This is a genomic window from Ruegeria sp. D3, assembly GCF_056534465.1.
Genome location: NZ_JBQFPK010000020.1, coordinates 15,136 through 28,848, shown reverse-complemented (window position 1 = coordinate 28,848; position 13,713 = coordinate 15,136). Strand labels below are relative to the sequence as shown.

The 13,713-nt window shown below is 57.1% G+C and carries 17 protein-coding genes; 11 read left to right on the top strand and 6 right to left on the bottom strand.

Translation table 11 applies throughout. From position 1 onward, the window contains the following. The first annotated feature begins 8 nt into the window (after positions 1-8). The 10 genes from ACR0DX_RS20945 (at position 9) to recO (ending at position 6,881) form a co-directional block, all read left to right on the top strand. Complete coding sequence (locus ACR0DX_RS20945) at positions 9-707, top strand: DUF2062 domain-containing protein (RefSeq protein WP_170356734.1); 699 nt, start codon at positions 9-11, stop codon at positions 705-707. Beyond that, a complete protein-coding gene (locus ACR0DX_RS20940; protein ID WP_170356733.1) occupies positions 700-1,452 on the top strand; it encodes a pyridoxine 5'-phosphate synthase in 753 nt (250 codons plus the stop codon). The genes ACR0DX_RS20945 and ACR0DX_RS20940 overlap by 8 nt, the downstream gene beginning before the upstream one ends. 73 nt (positions 1,453-1,525) lie before the next feature. Then, on the top strand, positions 1,526-1,930 hold the full coding sequence (locus tag ACR0DX_RS20935) for a hypothetical protein (protein ID WP_170356732.1): 405 nt from the start codon (positions 1,526-1,528) through the stop codon (positions 1,928-1,930). After that, positions 1,927-2,349: a holo-ACP synthase gene (gene acpS / locus ACR0DX_RS20930; protein WP_170356731.1), complete on the top strand. Its 423-nt coding sequence runs from the start codon at positions 1,927-1,929 to the stop codon at positions 2,347-2,349. The genes ACR0DX_RS20935 and acpS overlap by 4 nt, the downstream gene beginning before the upstream one ends. Before the next feature lie 53 nt (positions 2,350-2,402). Beyond that, positions 2,403-3,242 (top strand): signal peptidase I, encoded by an 840-nt coding sequence (gene lepB, locus ACR0DX_RS20925; RefSeq protein WP_480847261.1) that lies wholly within the window; start codon positions 2,403-2,405, stop codon positions 3,240-3,242. Next, entirely contained in the window at positions 3,239-3,919 is a 681-nt protein-coding gene (gene rnc / locus ACR0DX_RS20920) for a ribonuclease III (RefSeq protein WP_170356729.1), read from the top strand. The genes lepB and rnc overlap by 4 nt, the downstream gene beginning before the upstream one ends. Before the next feature lie 346 nt (positions 3,920-4,265). Next, positions 4,266-5,174 carry a GTPase Era gene (gene era, locus ACR0DX_RS20915; RefSeq protein ID WP_170356728.1) on the top strand — a complete coding sequence of 303 codons (909 nt, stop codon included), beginning with the start codon at positions 4,266-4,268 and terminating at the stop codon, positions 5,172-5,174. Positions 5,175-5,229: 55 nt separating this feature from the next. Continuing rightward, positions 5,230-5,559 (top strand): DUF1491 family protein, encoded by a 330-nt coding sequence (locus tag ACR0DX_RS20910; protein ID WP_170356727.1) that lies wholly within the window; start codon positions 5,230-5,232, stop codon positions 5,557-5,559. Between the two features lie 121 nt (positions 5,560-5,680). Continuing rightward, positions 5,681-5,974 (top strand): hypothetical protein, encoded by a 294-nt coding sequence (locus ACR0DX_RS20905; protein ID WP_480847258.1) that lies wholly within the window; start codon positions 5,681-5,683, stop codon positions 5,972-5,974. 181 nt (positions 5,975-6,155) lie between these two features. Further along, complete coding sequence (gene recO / locus ACR0DX_RS20900; RefSeq protein WP_170356782.1) at positions 6,156-6,881, top strand: DNA repair protein RecO; 726 nt, start codon at positions 6,156-6,158, stop codon at positions 6,879-6,881. Here recO and ACR0DX_RS20895 read toward each other — a convergent pair. The 3 genes from ACR0DX_RS20895 to ACR0DX_RS20885 all read right to left on the bottom strand — a co-directional run bounded on the left by ACR0DX_RS20895 (position 6,865) and on the right by ACR0DX_RS20885 (position 9,707). After that, positions 6,865-7,257, bottom strand: coding sequence for an META domain-containing protein (locus ACR0DX_RS20895; RefSeq protein ID WP_170356725.1), 393 nt, complete (start codon positions 7,255-7,257; stop codon positions 6,865-6,867). The genes recO and ACR0DX_RS20895 overlap by 17 nt on opposite strands. A gap of 40 nt (positions 7,258-7,297) precedes the next feature. Next, complete coding sequence (locus ACR0DX_RS20890) at positions 7,298-7,852, bottom strand: hypothetical protein (protein WP_480847255.1); 555 nt, start codon at positions 7,850-7,852, stop codon at positions 7,298-7,300. A gap of 163 nt (positions 7,853-8,015) precedes the next feature. Further along, on the bottom strand, positions 8,016-9,707 hold the full coding sequence (locus ACR0DX_RS20885; RefSeq protein WP_170356724.1) for an acyl-CoA dehydrogenase family protein: 1,692 nt from the start codon (positions 9,705-9,707) through the stop codon (positions 8,016-8,018). A gap of 144 nt (positions 9,708-9,851) precedes the next feature. Here ACR0DX_RS20885 and ACR0DX_RS20880 point away from each other — a divergent pair, with 144 nt between their 5' ends. Then, positions 9,852-10,616: a sulfite exporter TauE/SafE family protein gene (locus tag ACR0DX_RS20880; protein WP_170356723.1), complete on the top strand. Its 765-nt coding sequence runs from the start codon at positions 9,852-9,854 to the stop codon at positions 10,614-10,616. On the opposite strand, the gene ACR0DX_RS20875 is transcribed toward ACR0DX_RS20880, so the two are convergent. From ACR0DX_RS20875 to ACR0DX_RS20865, 3 genes are all read right to left on the bottom strand, one after another. Beyond that, positions 10,613-11,107 carry a hypothetical protein gene (locus ACR0DX_RS20875; RefSeq protein ID WP_480847253.1) on the bottom strand — a complete coding sequence of 165 codons (495 nt, stop codon included), beginning with the start codon at positions 11,105-11,107 and terminating at the stop codon, positions 10,613-10,615. The genes ACR0DX_RS20880 and ACR0DX_RS20875 overlap by 4 nt on opposite strands. A gap of 81 nt (positions 11,108-11,188) precedes the next feature. Then, complete coding sequence (locus tag ACR0DX_RS20870) at positions 11,189-11,479, bottom strand: hypothetical protein (protein ID WP_170356721.1); 291 nt, start codon at positions 11,477-11,479, stop codon at positions 11,189-11,191. A gap of 363 nt (positions 11,480-11,842) precedes the next feature. After that, positions 11,843-13,441, bottom strand: a complete 1,599-nt coding sequence (locus ACR0DX_RS20865) for a phosphoenolpyruvate carboxykinase (RefSeq protein WP_170356720.1) — start codon at positions 13,439-13,441, stop codon at positions 11,843-11,845. Between the last annotated feature and the right edge of the window lie 272 nt (positions 13,442-13,713).

Here is a 13,713-nt window from a genome sequence, read left to right as displayed (position 1 = left end):
GATCAGGAGTGGTTTTCAAGCGCCGAGATCGACGCTCGCCTGTCCAGATCGCATCTGAATTCGTCTACCCCCGTGGCGGATGGACCCGCGCGTTCCACTATGTCAAACACCGCGTCCGCCGGTTGCCGGACTCCCCTGAACGCATCGCACGCGGTATCGGGGCAGGGGTGTTCGCAGCGTTTACTCCGTTCTACGGGTTGCATTTCGTCGTGGCTGCGTTGGCGGCGCGTTTGATCAACGGCAATATTCTGGCTGCGCTGAGCGGAACGTTTTTCGGAAACCCGCTAACTTACGTTCCGATTGGTGTCATCTGCCTTCAGGCCGGTCATTTCATTTTGGGAACCGAGTTTCAGGAGGGCGACACCCATGGCCTTATGGGTAAGTTTGCCGACGCGCTGGGCGACCTCAAGGATAACTTCATTGCCATTTTCACTGATCGCATGGCTGATTGGTCCGGGTTGCGGATATTCTATGACGAGGTGTTCTTTCCCTACCTGATAGGGGGCATTTTGCCCGGTTTGCTGGCCGGGGCGATCTGCCACTATCTGAGCCTGCCTTTGATCCGAACCTACCAGCAGCGGCGTCGAGCCAAGATCAAAGCGAAATTTGACGAAATCCGCCGTTTGGCAGAATCCAAGCCTGCCGTTTCAGTTTCAAAACCACTAGGCTCGAGCCAGAATTCGGCAAAGGAATCAAGCGATGTCTGACAATCCCCTGCGTTTGGGCGTGAATATCGACCACGTGGCCACCGTGCGCAATGCGCGTGGCGGGGCGTACCCTGACCCTCTGCGCGCCGCCAAACTGGCCGAAGAGGCCGGGGCTGATGGCATTACAGCCCATCTGCGCGAAGATCGCCGTCATATATCGGACGCAGATATCGACGGGTTGATGGAGGTTCTGTCGGTCCCGTTGAACTTTGAGATGGCCGCGACGCCCGAGATGCAGCAGATCGCCCTGCGGCACAAACCGCATGCGGTTTGCATCGTTCCCGAAAAGCGCGAGGAACGGACGACCGAAGGCGGTTTGGAAGTCGCGCGCGAAGAAAACAAGCTGGCCCATTTTATCGCCCCCCTGCGCGACGTGGGTTGCCGCGTGTCCATTTTCATCGCTGCCGACCAGCGCCAGATCGAAGCCGCGCATCGCATCGGTGCCGAGGTGATCGAACTGCATACCGGTGCTTATTGCGACGCCGTCTCCGAGGGCCACACAGACGTAGCCAATCAAGAGCTGGACAGCCTGCGTGAGATGTCCGCGTTTGCCCATTCGCTTGGGCTGGAAGTCCACGCGGGCCATGGTCTGACCTATGACACCGTGCAACCCGTCGCGGCTTTCCCTGAGGTGCGCGAGTTGAACATCGGTCATTTCTTGATCGGCGAGGCTATCTTTCGCGGCCTGACCCCGGCGATTGCCGAGATGCGACGGCTGATGGATGAGGCGCGGGCAGTCGTCTGATCGCAAAGGTAACGCTATGGATTCGAACAATTTGTGGCGCTACAGCGTCTTGCTTGTCCAAGTCCGGTTTTTAATGCCGATCGCTATTGTCGTTCTGTGGCATGTGACCGGGCTCAATTTAGCAAATGTGGAGATACCCTTCCTGTCTGCGATTGCCGCAGCGATGATAACGGGATGCGGCATAGCGCGGTCGATGGGCCGAATGCCGCACTTGCGCGAGGTGCTGGTCTTTGCGGTTGCGGGGACCGTGATATTCATGATCGTGAACGCTGCGGCCTATCTGATTTTGGCGATCAGCAATATCGGACCGGTCGATACGTCGCTTCTGATGTATTGGCACAGAGGTGGCTATATGGGCGGCCTTATGCTGTATCTGGCGATTTTTGCTTTCTTCGCCAACAGCGTTCTATTCTATCTGTCGACCAAAATGGAACTCAGGGCGATTGCCAGACGGCGTAGCAAAGAAAGCGCGATATGATCCTAGGCATCGGCACAGACCTCGCGAATATCGAGCGTATTCAGGGTACGCTCGACCGGTTCGGTGACCGGTTCCGCAACCGCGTTTTCACCGACACCGAACAGCGCAAGGCCGAACGTCGCCATGACACGGCTGGCACCTATGCCAAGCGCTGGGCCGCGAAAGAGGCGTGCTCTAAGGCTTTGGGCACCGGCCTACGCATGGGCATCGCGTGGAAGGACATGGCCGTCACCAACCTGAACACCGGCCAGCCGGTCATGCATGTCACCGGCTGGGCCGCCGAGCGCCTGCGCGAGATGACCCCCGAAGGCCATGAGGCGATCATCCACGTCACCCTGACCGACGACCACCCTTGGGCGCAGGCTTTCGTGGTGATTGAAGCGCGCGCCATCACGAACGCAGCGGCCAGCCTTGACTAACCTCTCTGCGCCCCGCATGTAGCACCCCAACAAACCAAGGACCGGAGAGCAGTATGGCCGAGGACGTCAAAACCGGAAATCCCGTGTGGGAGACGATTAAAACCATCGTCTACGCATTGCTGATCGCAGGCGTTTTCCGGACACTGTTTTTTCAACCCTTCTGGATTCCGTCGGGCTCGATGAAACAGACCCTGCTGATCGGGGATTTCCTGTTCGTAAACAAGATGGCCTATGGTTATTCCTACGCCTCGTGCCCTAGTCTGATCATTCCCAGTGTTGGCCTGAATATCGATGCCGAGGATGTTTGCGGCTGGATGTCGGGGGACGATAACTCGCGCCTTTGGGCCGGCGATCCTGAACGCGGGGATGTCATCGTCTTCCGTCACCCTGTTACAGGGCGTGATTTCATCAAACGCCTGATTGGTTTGCCCGGTGATCGTATCCAGATCCGCGAAGGCCAGATCATCCTGAACGGTACGCCTGTTCCACAGCAACCGGATGGTGTTTTCACTGAAACCGCTTTGCCACAGGGGCCGCAAGGTCTTCGTCCGCGATGTGAAAACGGCCCGGTCGGGATTGGGGCGATTTGTGAAAAGTCCCGGACGATCGAAACGTTGCCAAACGGCGTCTCTTACGACGTACTCAATATCGGCAAACAGGGATCCGACAACACCGGGATCTACACTGTTCCCGAAGGTCACTATTTCTTCATGGGCGACAACCGTGACAATTCCAGCGACAGCCGTCTGCCGCAATCTGCGGGTGGCGTGGGCTATGTGCCTTACGAAAACCTGATTGGTCGCGCAGATCGGATCATGTTCTCTTCCGCTGGCCGGTCGATGCTGTTCTTCTGGACCTGGCGGAGTGACCGGTTCTTCAAGGCGGTCAAGTGAAGCTTTCGGCTGAGATAAAGTCTTTTCAGCATCGGTTGGGCTACACGTTTTCCAACCCTGAGCTGCTTGTTCGCGCGCTGACTCATGGCTCAGTCTCGTCCTCAACCCGTCCGGATAATCAGCGGTTAGAGTTTTTGGGCGACCGTGTATTGGGGTTGGTTATGGCTACGGCCCTGCTAGAGGCCGACAAAAAGGCAACTGAGGGTCAACTCGCTCCGCGATTCAATGCGTTGGTCCGAAAAGAAGCCTGCGCCGATGTCGCCCGACAGATCGACCTCGGAGCGGTTCTGAAACTGGGCCGATCTGAGATGCTGTCGGGTGGCCGTCGAAAACAGGCACTTCTGGGCGACGCGATGGAGGCGGTCATCGCCGCAATCTACCGCGATGCCGGGTTCGAAGCGGCACGAGACGTGATCATTGCTTTGTGGGGCGATCGCATCCATTCGGTCGAAGCGGATGCGCGCGATGCCAAAACGTCTCTTCAGGAATGGGCGCAGGCACGCGGCCAGAAACCTCCGTCTTACATTGAGGTCAAACGCAGCGGACCCGATCACGCCCCGGTATTCACGATCGCCGCGCGTTTGCAGGACGGTACAGAGGCGCAAGCCACTGCCGGATCAAAGCGCCAGGCAGAACAGGCCGCAGCTAAATCGCTACTCGATCAGTTAACGAAATAGCATATCCCTTTGGCGAGGAGGCTGGCTCCCTCTGGATCGGATTGGCGCAAACAATTCGAAATTGAAACGACCTGATACCACCCGACCTGACAGCCGATTATCCAGTGATGAGACGCCTCATTCTTAGGGGCCGCGACGCCTCCTTTGGCAAGCACCGGAAACTCTAGCCAGATCAGGTCTGCCAACGTCGACAACCAATCCGGATGAGCCCGCTTTCTTACCCACAGCTGCTCTGACGGTGCTTTCTCTCCAAGAGAAGTGCAAACCCGCTATGAGACAAAACCCTCTGGCCCGCGAAGTCTTTCTGCTATAGGGGTGCGCACTTGCAAACAGGATCGCAGTACACATGACCACACGCGCCGGATTTATCGCCCTGATCGGAGAGCCCAACGCGGGCAAATCCACCCTTCTGAACCGCATGGTTGGGGCCAAAGTCTCGATCGTGACGCATAAGGTGCAGACCACGCGTGCGCGCATTCGCGGCGTCGCGATGGAGGGCGAGGCCCAGTTGGTCTTTGTTGACACGCCGGGCCTTTTCAAGCCACGCCGCAGGCTGGACCGCGCCATGGTCGCTGCCGCCTGGGGGGGCGCAGCTGATGCAGATGTCGTGGTCTTAATGGTCGAAGCTCATCGTGGTATCACCGAAGGAGTCGAACGCATTCTGGAAGGTTTGGACGAGATCGGGCAAGGCCGCACCGTCGCCCTGGCCATCAACAAGATCGACAAAGTACCATCCGAGAAACTGCTGACCCTAACCAGCGACCTGAACGCACGCTATCCGTTTGCTGAAACCTTCATGATCTCAGCCGAAAAAGGCCACGGGGTTGAAGACCTGCGCAAATGGCTGGCGGGCGAGCTGCCCGAAGGGCCTTGGCTCTACCCAGAGGATCAAATTGCCGATCTGCCCCTGCGCATGATCGCCGCCGAAATGACGCGCGAGAAACTGACCCTGCGCCTGCATCAGGAACTGCCCTATCAGCTGACCGTCGAGACCGAGAACTGGGAAGAGCGCAAGGACGGATCCGCCAAAATCGATCAGGTCATCTATGTTATGCGCGACGGCCACAAGGGTATCGTTCTGGGCAAACGTGGCGAAACGATCAAGGCGGTTAGTCAGGCTGCGCGCGCCGAGCTGGAAGAGTTTCTTGATCGCAAAATTCACCTGTTCCTTCAGGTCAAAGTGCGTCCAAATTGGCTTGAGGAATCTGAGCGTTACTCGGAAATGGGTTTGGATTTCAAAGACGGCAACGCATGAGCGGGACGAAGAAATCTCGCCGGAAATTGTTGGCGCCTTTGCTAAGGAGCGCGCAATGACCCGGCTGACGGCGGAATTTTGGGTTCACGCCTACTTGGCCCGCCTGCGGTTTCAAGAAATTCCTGCCTTTGTGGTTGCCCACGGTGATGACACGGCCGGTGCGGTACTGATCAAACTTAATACTCTGGATGGGCAGGCCGTCGCGTTCCAGCGCAGTTTTGATCTGATGAGTGGGGAGCGCAAATGGGTCGAACTATCCGCTGGTCCCGAGGCCGACGTGGATGGGGCGATTACAAAACAACGCAGTTTTGATCCAGACCTTTGGGTGGTCGAGGTCGAAGATCGACAGGGGCGGCATTTGTTGGGAGAAGACGGGTTAGAGTAATTGCCCGCCTCACTTAAAAGCTGAAAAGACTGCAACTTCTGTCCGGTATTTCTGTAAGACCTGATTTTAGAATCTCACGTTTTATTGATCCGACGCGCCGCGCCCCCCGTAGTTACAGCACATGTCTACCAAAAAGGGGAAATTTATGAAGATTTTAACAATCACTGCAGCCGCGGCTGTCGCACTGGGTACTGTTGCAATGGCAGATCCGGGAAAGAGCAAGGGAAAAGGAAATAACGATCAGGCTCAGGCAATGTCAGGCGCACTGCAAGGGAACCGTGGATTTGCGAGTGTCGCCGCAGATGTAAGCGGCAAAAACGCATTGGGCAAAGGTCTGTCGGGTTGGGGTAACGCCGGTAGTTCTTTGGATGACGGAAACAGCGTCAGTGGTAGAATCACAAGCGACGACGATTGATGAAATGGGGCGTCGGCTTAAGTTGGCGCCCCTGCTTTAGACGACCGATCAGAAAAGCCTTTATCAACCACCGATGAATAGTGCTTTTGCCGACGAAGTCGCTGCTCATTATCAACAAACAACTTGTGTTGGGCGTTATCTTTGGATTTTCTACCTACATTCTGAGACAAACGGCGGCAATGTGGACTGGCGCGATCACGGTATACTTCTGACCACACGCCGACATGGTGAGACAGCGGCGATCATCGAGGTCTTCACCGAAATCCACGGACGTCATGCCGGGGTTGTGCGCGGTGGGACCAGTCGGAAAATTGCGCCGATCCTGCAGCCGGGAGCGCAGCTAGACGTGCTTTGGCGCGCGCGGCTCGAAGAGCATATAGGCACGTTTCAAGTCGAACCCCTGCGTTCTCGTGCAGCGGCGGCGTTTTCGGGGCGGCTGGCACTGGCGGGATTAAACGCGGTCGTGGCACTTTTGGCCTTCTGCCTTCCCGAACGGGAACCGCACCCAGTCATCTACAAACAAACCGAACAGTTGATGGACCTGCTGGGGCAGGATGATGTATGGCCGCTGGCCTACTTGCGATGGGAATTGGCCATGCTTGAAGAGTTGGGCTTTGGTCTTGATCTGACCGCTTGCGCAGTTACCGGGGCGGTCGAAGATCTGATCTATGTCTCTCCGAAATCGGGCCGCGCGGTTAGTGAGAAAGGGGCGGGGGAATGGGCGGATAAGCTGTTGCCACTGCCCCCATGTCTGCGCGGCGAGGGGGCCGCGCCGGATCCCGAGATTGCCGAGGCACTACGCACCACCGGGTACTTTCTGGAGCACCGGGTCGCGCCGTCCCTCGGTCATCGCCCGCTGCCCGAAGCGCGGGCGCGGTTTGTCGAGCAGTTTACTCGGCGGCTTTGAACACCATTTCGTGGCCGCCCTCGTTCCGCAGGATCAAAACGTCTCCGGCCACTTCAGACTGTGTCATGGCAATCAGAGCGGCGAAATAGTATCCTTCGGCTTCCAGCCCCGCGCAGGCTGCGCGGGTGGCGGTCAATCCGGTCACTTCAAACCAGGGATATGGGGCGCTTAGGGTGCCGTTGTAGCTGTTGCACGGGGCGTTACCCGCAATCTTCCCGTCTTCCGTAAAACGTAGCAAAGCGCTGGCTTCATAAGGCTGACCGTCGATCTCTTGCAGCGCCCATGTTCTATCCGCCGCACCATAGGCGGCGACGGTTTCATCCCTGTCGCATTGAAACAGAGCCATGAAGGGCAGGATCAGGGTTAGTCGTATCATTTGATCACGTTAGTCCAAATCACCCTAAATCCGAACAGGGTTAATAGGGGTTCTGACCGCTTACCAACTCGGCCCGTACTTCGCTGCGAGGGCGCCAGTTGTATCGTGTATCCTCGCGCGTCGGGGCCCAGGTCAGTGCGCCGCTGTTGCGCCATGGATCAAGAATAAGCCCATCATACATCGAATCCCCCTTGGCGCTGATCAGCGCAGAATGGTGGATAATGCGAAATGCCGTGGGGGGCGAAGTCGCCCAATGCAGATCCAAAGTCTCGAAATTCTCTTGCCGAAGCCGGGCAGTCATGGCTTCGGCCCAATCGTTGCACAGTCCCTTCTTGCGCAGGCCATTGACGACCTTGGCGTTGTGAATGATGGCTGGATCGGTCACGTTCCATTCCTGCGCCAAACGGCTTGAGTATGTGTACGCGATTTCAGCGGCTTGCTGCGCTTCGACAGGGTCGACGTTGGGCCCGAGGTCGCGGATAGCCAGCGCCAGTTTGTCAATGTCGTTCTGGCCAGCGGCTGGGTATTGCTTGGCGCAGCCTCCTAGCGCCATAGCCACTATTACTGCGAGGCAGGCCAGAATAGATCGCATCATGTCGTGTAATTTCCTGTTCACTGTCCCGGCTGATGTAACCGTATTCAAGGCATCGTGGTAGTGAGAAATTCCGGGCGTTGGCGAAACTGGGCCTATGTCATTAGCAAAAAAAGACCCGGCGCGCGCGCCGGGTCAAGTTGGGGAAACAGGGCTACCTTTCAGATCAACCCAGCAAACGCCGAGCGATGACTTGTGCCTGAATTTCGGCAGCCCCTTCGAAAATGTTCAGGATGCGCGCATCACACAGAACGCGGCTGATCTTGTATTCCAGCGCAAACCCGTTGCCGCCGTGAATCTGCAGGCCATTATCCGCAGCAGCCCACGCAACCCGTGCACCCAGCAGCTTGGCCATGCCGGCCTCAAGATCGCAGCGATGTCCGTTGTCCTTTTCCCACGCGCTGAAATAGGTCAGCTGGCGCGCAATCATAATCTCGACCGCCATCATCGCCAGCTTGCCCGAGACGCGGGGAAAGTTGATCAGCGACTTGCCGAACTGCTTGCGATCCTGCGCGTATTGCATGGCGATATCCAGCGCGCTTTGCGCCACGCCGATGGCGCGGGCAGCGGTCTGAATGCGGGCAGATTCGAAGGTCTCCATCAGCTGTTTAAAGCCTTTGCCTTCTTCGCCGCCCAGCAGGTTCTCACCTTTCACCTTAAAGCCGTCAAAGCCCAGCTCGTATTCCTTCATGCCGCGATAGCCCAGAACCTCGATCTCGCCGCCGGTCATGCCGGGCGTGGGGAAGGGGGCCTCGTCCGTGCCGGGAGTTTTCTCGGCCAGGAACATCGACAACCCGCGGTGGTCAGAGCTGTCGGGGTTGGTGCGGGCCAGCAGGGTCATCACATGGGTGCGGGCCGCGTGTGTGATCCAGGTCTTGTTGCCGGTGATCTCATAATCGCCTTCGGCATTCTTGACTGCGCGGGTGCGCAGGCTGCCAAGGTCGGACCCGGTGTTGGGCTCCGTGAACACGGCGGTGGGCAGAATCTCAGCGCTCGCGAGTTTTGGCAGCCAGTTGGCCTTTTGCTCGTCCGTGCCGCCGGCGATGATCAGCTCGGCCGCGATCTCGGACCGGGTGCCCAACGAACCCACGCCAATATAGCCGCGCGACAGTTCCTCGGACACCACACACATCGAGGCTTTGGACAGGCCGAACCCGCCGAATTCTTCGGGAATGGTCAGGCCAAAGACGCCCATCTCAGCCAGTTCCTCGATGATTTCCATCGGGATCAGCTCATCTTTCAGGTGCCACTCATGGGCGTGCGGTTCGACCTTTTCGACCGCATAACGGCGGAACTGGTCGCGGATCATTTCCAGTTCTTCGTCCAAACCGGATGCGCCAAACATTGTGGCACCGGCCTGATCTTCCATCAATTCTACAAGGCGGCTGCGGGCGGCTTGTGTATTGCCGCCTTGGGTCAGAGTCATCACCTCAGGGATCATCAATGCGCGCATATCATCTTGGCTGAGGCCAAGATCCTGCAGGCGGACGATTTCACCCTGATTCATTTGGATGCCGCCATAGACCTGCCACAGATATTCGCCGAACGCGATTTGATGCAGCAGCTGTTCGATTTCACCAAACTTGCCATCACGATCCAACGTCTCGGCCCAACGCTGCATCTGTTGCAGCGATTGACTGTAGGTGGCCAGCCACGCGAGGCCATGAGCGGCCGTTTGGTTGGCTTCGATCAACGCACCGGACACGCGACCCTCGACAGTCACCATCTCGCGCACAGATTCACGCGCGCGGTCGAACACAGCTTCGACTGCCGGGACTGCGGCGCGGGTCAGTGTCAGAAGGTCGGGCAAAATCGCGGATGCTGTCATCTGGGTCATATCCTGTCCGTCATGGGCCATGAATCAAGTCCTTTTCTGGGTCGATTGGTCATACCATGCTGCACGTGCAGCGCAACAAAAATACGAATTACGTTGCGAAATAGTTCAAAAATTTCTTGCGCAGTTTTGCGATGCAGAATTTTTCAGGAGTGATATCACAGGCGCATGACCCTGTTCTCCGTTGTGTCACCGTCGGATATTCTGTTTGCCCTTGCCGTCGCTTTTGCCGCGGGTTGGGTCAAAGGGATGGTCGGTTTTGCCATGCCCATGGTGCTTGTCTCTGGACTTAGTGTTTTCCTGTCGCCGCAACTGGCGCTGGCGGGATTGATCCTGCCTACGTTGGTCACAAATGGCGTGCAGGCATTGCGCGAAGGGGGTCCGGCCGCGATCGACGCCATACGGCAGTTTCGCGTTTTTCTGTTGGTTGGCCTCGTGTTTTTGTTAGCTGGGGCACAACTGGTCCGCTTCGTGCCCGAGACGGTGTTTCTGTTGATGATCGGCATTCCGGTCTCGGTCTTTGCGGTGATTCAGATCGCCGGGTGGAAACTGACCCTCGAAAAGACCTCGACCCGAGTTGAGGCTGCGATTGGAGCCGTAGCCGGTTTCGTAGGGGGTATGTCGGGGATCTGGGGGCCTCCGACGGTCGCATACCTGACAGCGTTGAATACACCCAAGGATGTGCAAATGCGCGTACAAGGCGTAATCTACGGGCTTGGGGCGGGCGCATTGGTTATTGCGCATCTGGGCTCTGGTATTTTGCGGGCCGAGACAGCACCGTTCTCGGCAATTCTGATCCTGCCCGCACTGCTTGGGATGTGGGTCGGACTTCGCCTGCAGGCGCGCATCGACCAGACGCGGTTTCGGAAACTGACTTTGATGGTGCTATTGATCGCAGGATTGAACCTTCTGCGTAAAGCGGTGATGGGTTAACTGCGGCTATCTGCAAAGCGGAAGGCGAAATACAAACCCAGCATCAGGAAGAACAGACCTGAAATATCGCCGATCAAATAGGCAATGTATTCGACGCGTGCGCTGCCAAAAGCCATATTTGTCAAACCTGCCACAAGGAATGAGGTGATCACACCGACACCCATGACACAGACCCAGCACGGTTTGCGATCAGCCCTTGGAAACAGATCCCATCCGGCCCATTTGAGCAAATAGAAGACTGCCGGTACTGTCAGAACGGCGATTGCAATAGCGGCAAGACGGCTGGGCAGGAAAACGTCGCTGCCCCCCAGCGCCGCAAAGACGATGAAAACGCCGGGAAGAAGGGCAAAAATGGCTCGCCAGCCCAATAGCCATGCAGACAATACCCGAACCCCATGGGGCAGGAACAGAAGGCTGGCCCGGCTTGGGTATTCTGGAAAAAACATGTTCTGAAGGGGCATCAGAACCTCGAATGTAAGGTACGATGCCACGACATATGCCAACGAGGCAAAAAACGTTTCAGAAGCCCATTTGCGCACGACAATCAGCCATTGTCGTAGCTGTTGGGCGCGTCACCTGGGAGCATGAACGACGTACCGCCCCCGGTTTGCGCTGCCGCTTTGCGAAAGGTATCCCTTTTGCACCAGGGACTTGAGTGCACGGAAAAATGTCGGGCGCGATACGCTTTGAACCAGTGTATGTTCGATCAAACCAAAGGTGCGAACTTCCTGATCGTTTTTCGACAATTCCTCAGCCGCGTAGTAGATATCGCGCTCAACCGGAGAGAGTTGTTCCAGGCCCAGCGTCCGCTCCATGCTTTGCATCAATTTACGTAGTTCGGTGAGTTTCGAGATTTCTGTCATATCGTTACCTGCCTTATTCCGTGTCTTACGCCCCTTTACGGTGACGAACTGAGGTATGCCGTTTTACGAGTTACCCGGCAAATCTCATATTGACACTCATCCCCTTTAGAATACACTAGCTATCTGATTAGGCTGTTTAAATCGCGTTTGTGAGTGTGCGCTTGAGCATCCCATAGGTCTTTTCACTTCTCACCCGACGCGAGAGCGTCGGGTTTTGTCATATTTCTGACATGCCGAGATACCTCAGATCGACACTTCGAGCAACGCAATTGCATTCACATTTTGCAATATACAACTTATGCGCGATCACGATGTAGTGAGACTCTTTAAAGAAAAGGGGGCGATTTCGCCCCCTTTTTTCGATTAACCGATTGCTACGGCTTTGATGTCTTCGTCGATGAACGGAAGGTACTGTTCAAAGTTCTCGGCGAACATCTGCACCAGTTTTTCGGCCTGCTTGTCGAAGGCCGCCTGATCATCCCAGGTGCGGCGCGGGTCCAAAAGGACTTCGGCCACGCCGGGCACCGAAACCGGTACGTCAAAGCCGAAATTGGCATCTTTGCGGAACTCGGCATCCCGCAGCGATCCGTCCAGCGCAGCTGTCAGCAGTGCACGGGTCGCGCGGATCGGCATCCGGCTGCCCACACCATAGGCGCCACCGGTCCAGCCGGTGTTGACCAGCCAGCAGGTCGCGCCGTGCTGGGCGATCTTGTCGCGCAACAGGTTGCCGTACTCTTCCGGGCGACGCGGCATGAACGGCGCGCCAAAGCAGGTCGAGAAGGTGGGCTGAGGCTCGGTAATGCCGCGCTCGGTCCCGGCAACCTTGGAGGTGAAGCCCGACAGGAAGTGATACATCGCCTGCGCCGGGGTAAGCCGCGCGATCGGAGGCAGCACGCCGAACGCATCACAGGTCAGCATGATGATGTTCTTAGGGTGGCCACCCAGTGCGCTGCTGGACGCGTTCGAGATATACTCCAACGGATACGCGCAGCGCATGTTTGCGGTCAGGGAGTCGTCCTCGAAATCCAGTTCCTTGGTTTCGGGATCGAACACCATGTTTTCGATCACAGTTCCAAATTTGGTGGTGGTCGCGTAGATTTCCGGCTCGGCCTCGGCGTTCAGGTTGATCGTCTTGGCATAACAGCCACCTTCGAAGTTAAAGGTGCCGCGATCGGACCAGCCATGCTCATCATCGCCGATCAAAGTGCGGGCCGGGTCAGCGGACAGGGTTGTCTTGCCAGTGCCGGACAGGCCGAAGAAGACGGCGGTGTCGACCGGGTTACCAACCGCATGGTTGGCCGAGCAGTGCATCGGCATCACGCCTTTTTCCGGCAGCATGTAGTTCAGCAGAGTAAAGACAGATTTCTTGTTCTCGCCTGCATATTCTGTGCCGCCGATCAGGATCATCTTGCGATCGAAGTTCATCGCGATCACCGTCTCAGACCGGCAGCCGTGCTTGGCCGGGTCGGCCTGGAAGCTGGGGCAGTTGATGACGGTGAAATCGGCGATGAACTCGTTCAGATCTTCACGATCCGGGCGTCGCAGCAGGTGACGGATGAACAAATTGTGCCAAGCTAGTTCGGTAACCATGCGCACGTTGATCGAATAGGCCGGGTCGGCTCCGCCAACCAGATCCTGCACGAAATAGTCGCGGCCTTTCATGTGGGCCAGCATGTCCTGATACAGCGCGTCAAAGCCCTCGGGGCTCATCTCGGCGTTGTTTTCCCACCAGATATGGTCTGCAACGCTGTCAGTGCGCACGACGTGTTTGTCCTTGGGCGAGCGGCCGGTGAACTTGCCGGTGGTAACCAAAAAGGCTCCGCCATTGCCCAGAGTGCCTTCGCCGCGCTTCAGCGCCTCTTCGATCAGCGCCGGTTCCATGAAGTTGTAATAGACATTTCCCAGACCCTCGATGCCCTGATCCTCGAGGCGGAATTGCGGGTTAACCCGTCCAGATGTCATGTGTGTCTTCTCCGTGTGGCGGCGCGTTGGCGGTTGGGCCGGATGCGCCATTGGGCAATTGGCCGGGAAAAACCGGCGGATGGCCGCGTCTTACCACGGTCATTCGGGACATGAACAGGAGGGTTTGACGCAGTTAGCGCAACCAAGCCCAAGTTTAGCGCCATCACAAATTTCCTGTCGGAAATCAAAGCGCCTTTCCGGCAACATTAACGGCTTTTTTGCTGCATCTATGTGACAACAATCGCACGATTCGCAGTTACGGATTGATTCGC

What these genes read in the sequence shown, in the direction of transcription:
- ACR0DX_RS20940 (WP_170356733.1), top strand. Translation starts at nt 700, where the DNA reads ATGTCTGACAATCCCCTGCGTTTGGGCGTGAATATCGACCACGTGGCC.
- ACR0DX_RS20935 (WP_170356732.1), top strand. Translation starts at nt 1,526, where the DNA reads ATGCCGATCGCTATTGTCGTTCTGTGGCATGTGACCGGGCTCAATTTA.
- acpS (WP_170356731.1), top strand. Translation starts at nt 1,927, where the DNA reads ATGATCCTAGGCATCGGCACAGACCTCGCGAATATCGAGCGTATTCAG.
- lepB (WP_480847261.1), top strand. Translation starts at nt 2,403, where the DNA reads ATGGCCGAGGACGTCAAAACCGGAAATCCCGTGTGGGAGACGATTAAA.
- era (WP_170356728.1), top strand. Translation starts at nt 4,266, where the DNA reads ATGACCACACGCGCCGGATTTATCGCCCTGATCGGAGAGCCCAACGCG.
- ACR0DX_RS20910 (WP_170356727.1), top strand. Translation starts at nt 5,230, where the DNA reads ATGACCCGGCTGACGGCGGAATTTTGGGTTCACGCCTACTTGGCCCGC.
- ACR0DX_RS20905 (WP_480847258.1), top strand. Translation starts at nt 5,681, where the DNA reads ATGTCTACCAAAAAGGGGAAATTTATGAAGATTTTAACAATCACTGCA.
- ACR0DX_RS20895 (WP_170356725.1), bottom strand. Translation starts at nt 7,257, where the DNA reads ATGATACGACTAACCCTGATCCTGCCCTTCATGGCTCTGTTTCAATGC.
- ACR0DX_RS20890 (WP_480847255.1), bottom strand. Translation starts at nt 7,852, where the DNA reads ATGATGCGATCTATTCTGGCCTGCCTCGCAGTAATAGTGGCTATGGCG.
- ACR0DX_RS20885 (WP_170356724.1), bottom strand. Translation starts at nt 9,707, where the DNA reads ATGGCCCATGACGGACAGGATATGACCCAGATGACAGCATCCGCGATT.
- ACR0DX_RS20880 (WP_170356723.1), top strand. Translation starts at nt 9,852, where the DNA reads ATGACCCTGTTCTCCGTTGTGTCACCGTCGGATATTCTGTTTGCCCTT.
- ACR0DX_RS20870 (WP_170356721.1), bottom strand. Translation starts at nt 11,479, where the DNA reads ATGACAGAAATCTCGAAACTCACCGAACTACGTAAATTGATGCAAAGC.
- ACR0DX_RS20865 (WP_170356720.1), bottom strand. Translation starts at nt 13,441, where the DNA reads ATGACATCTGGACGGGTTAACCCGCAATTCCGCCTCGAGGATCAGGGC.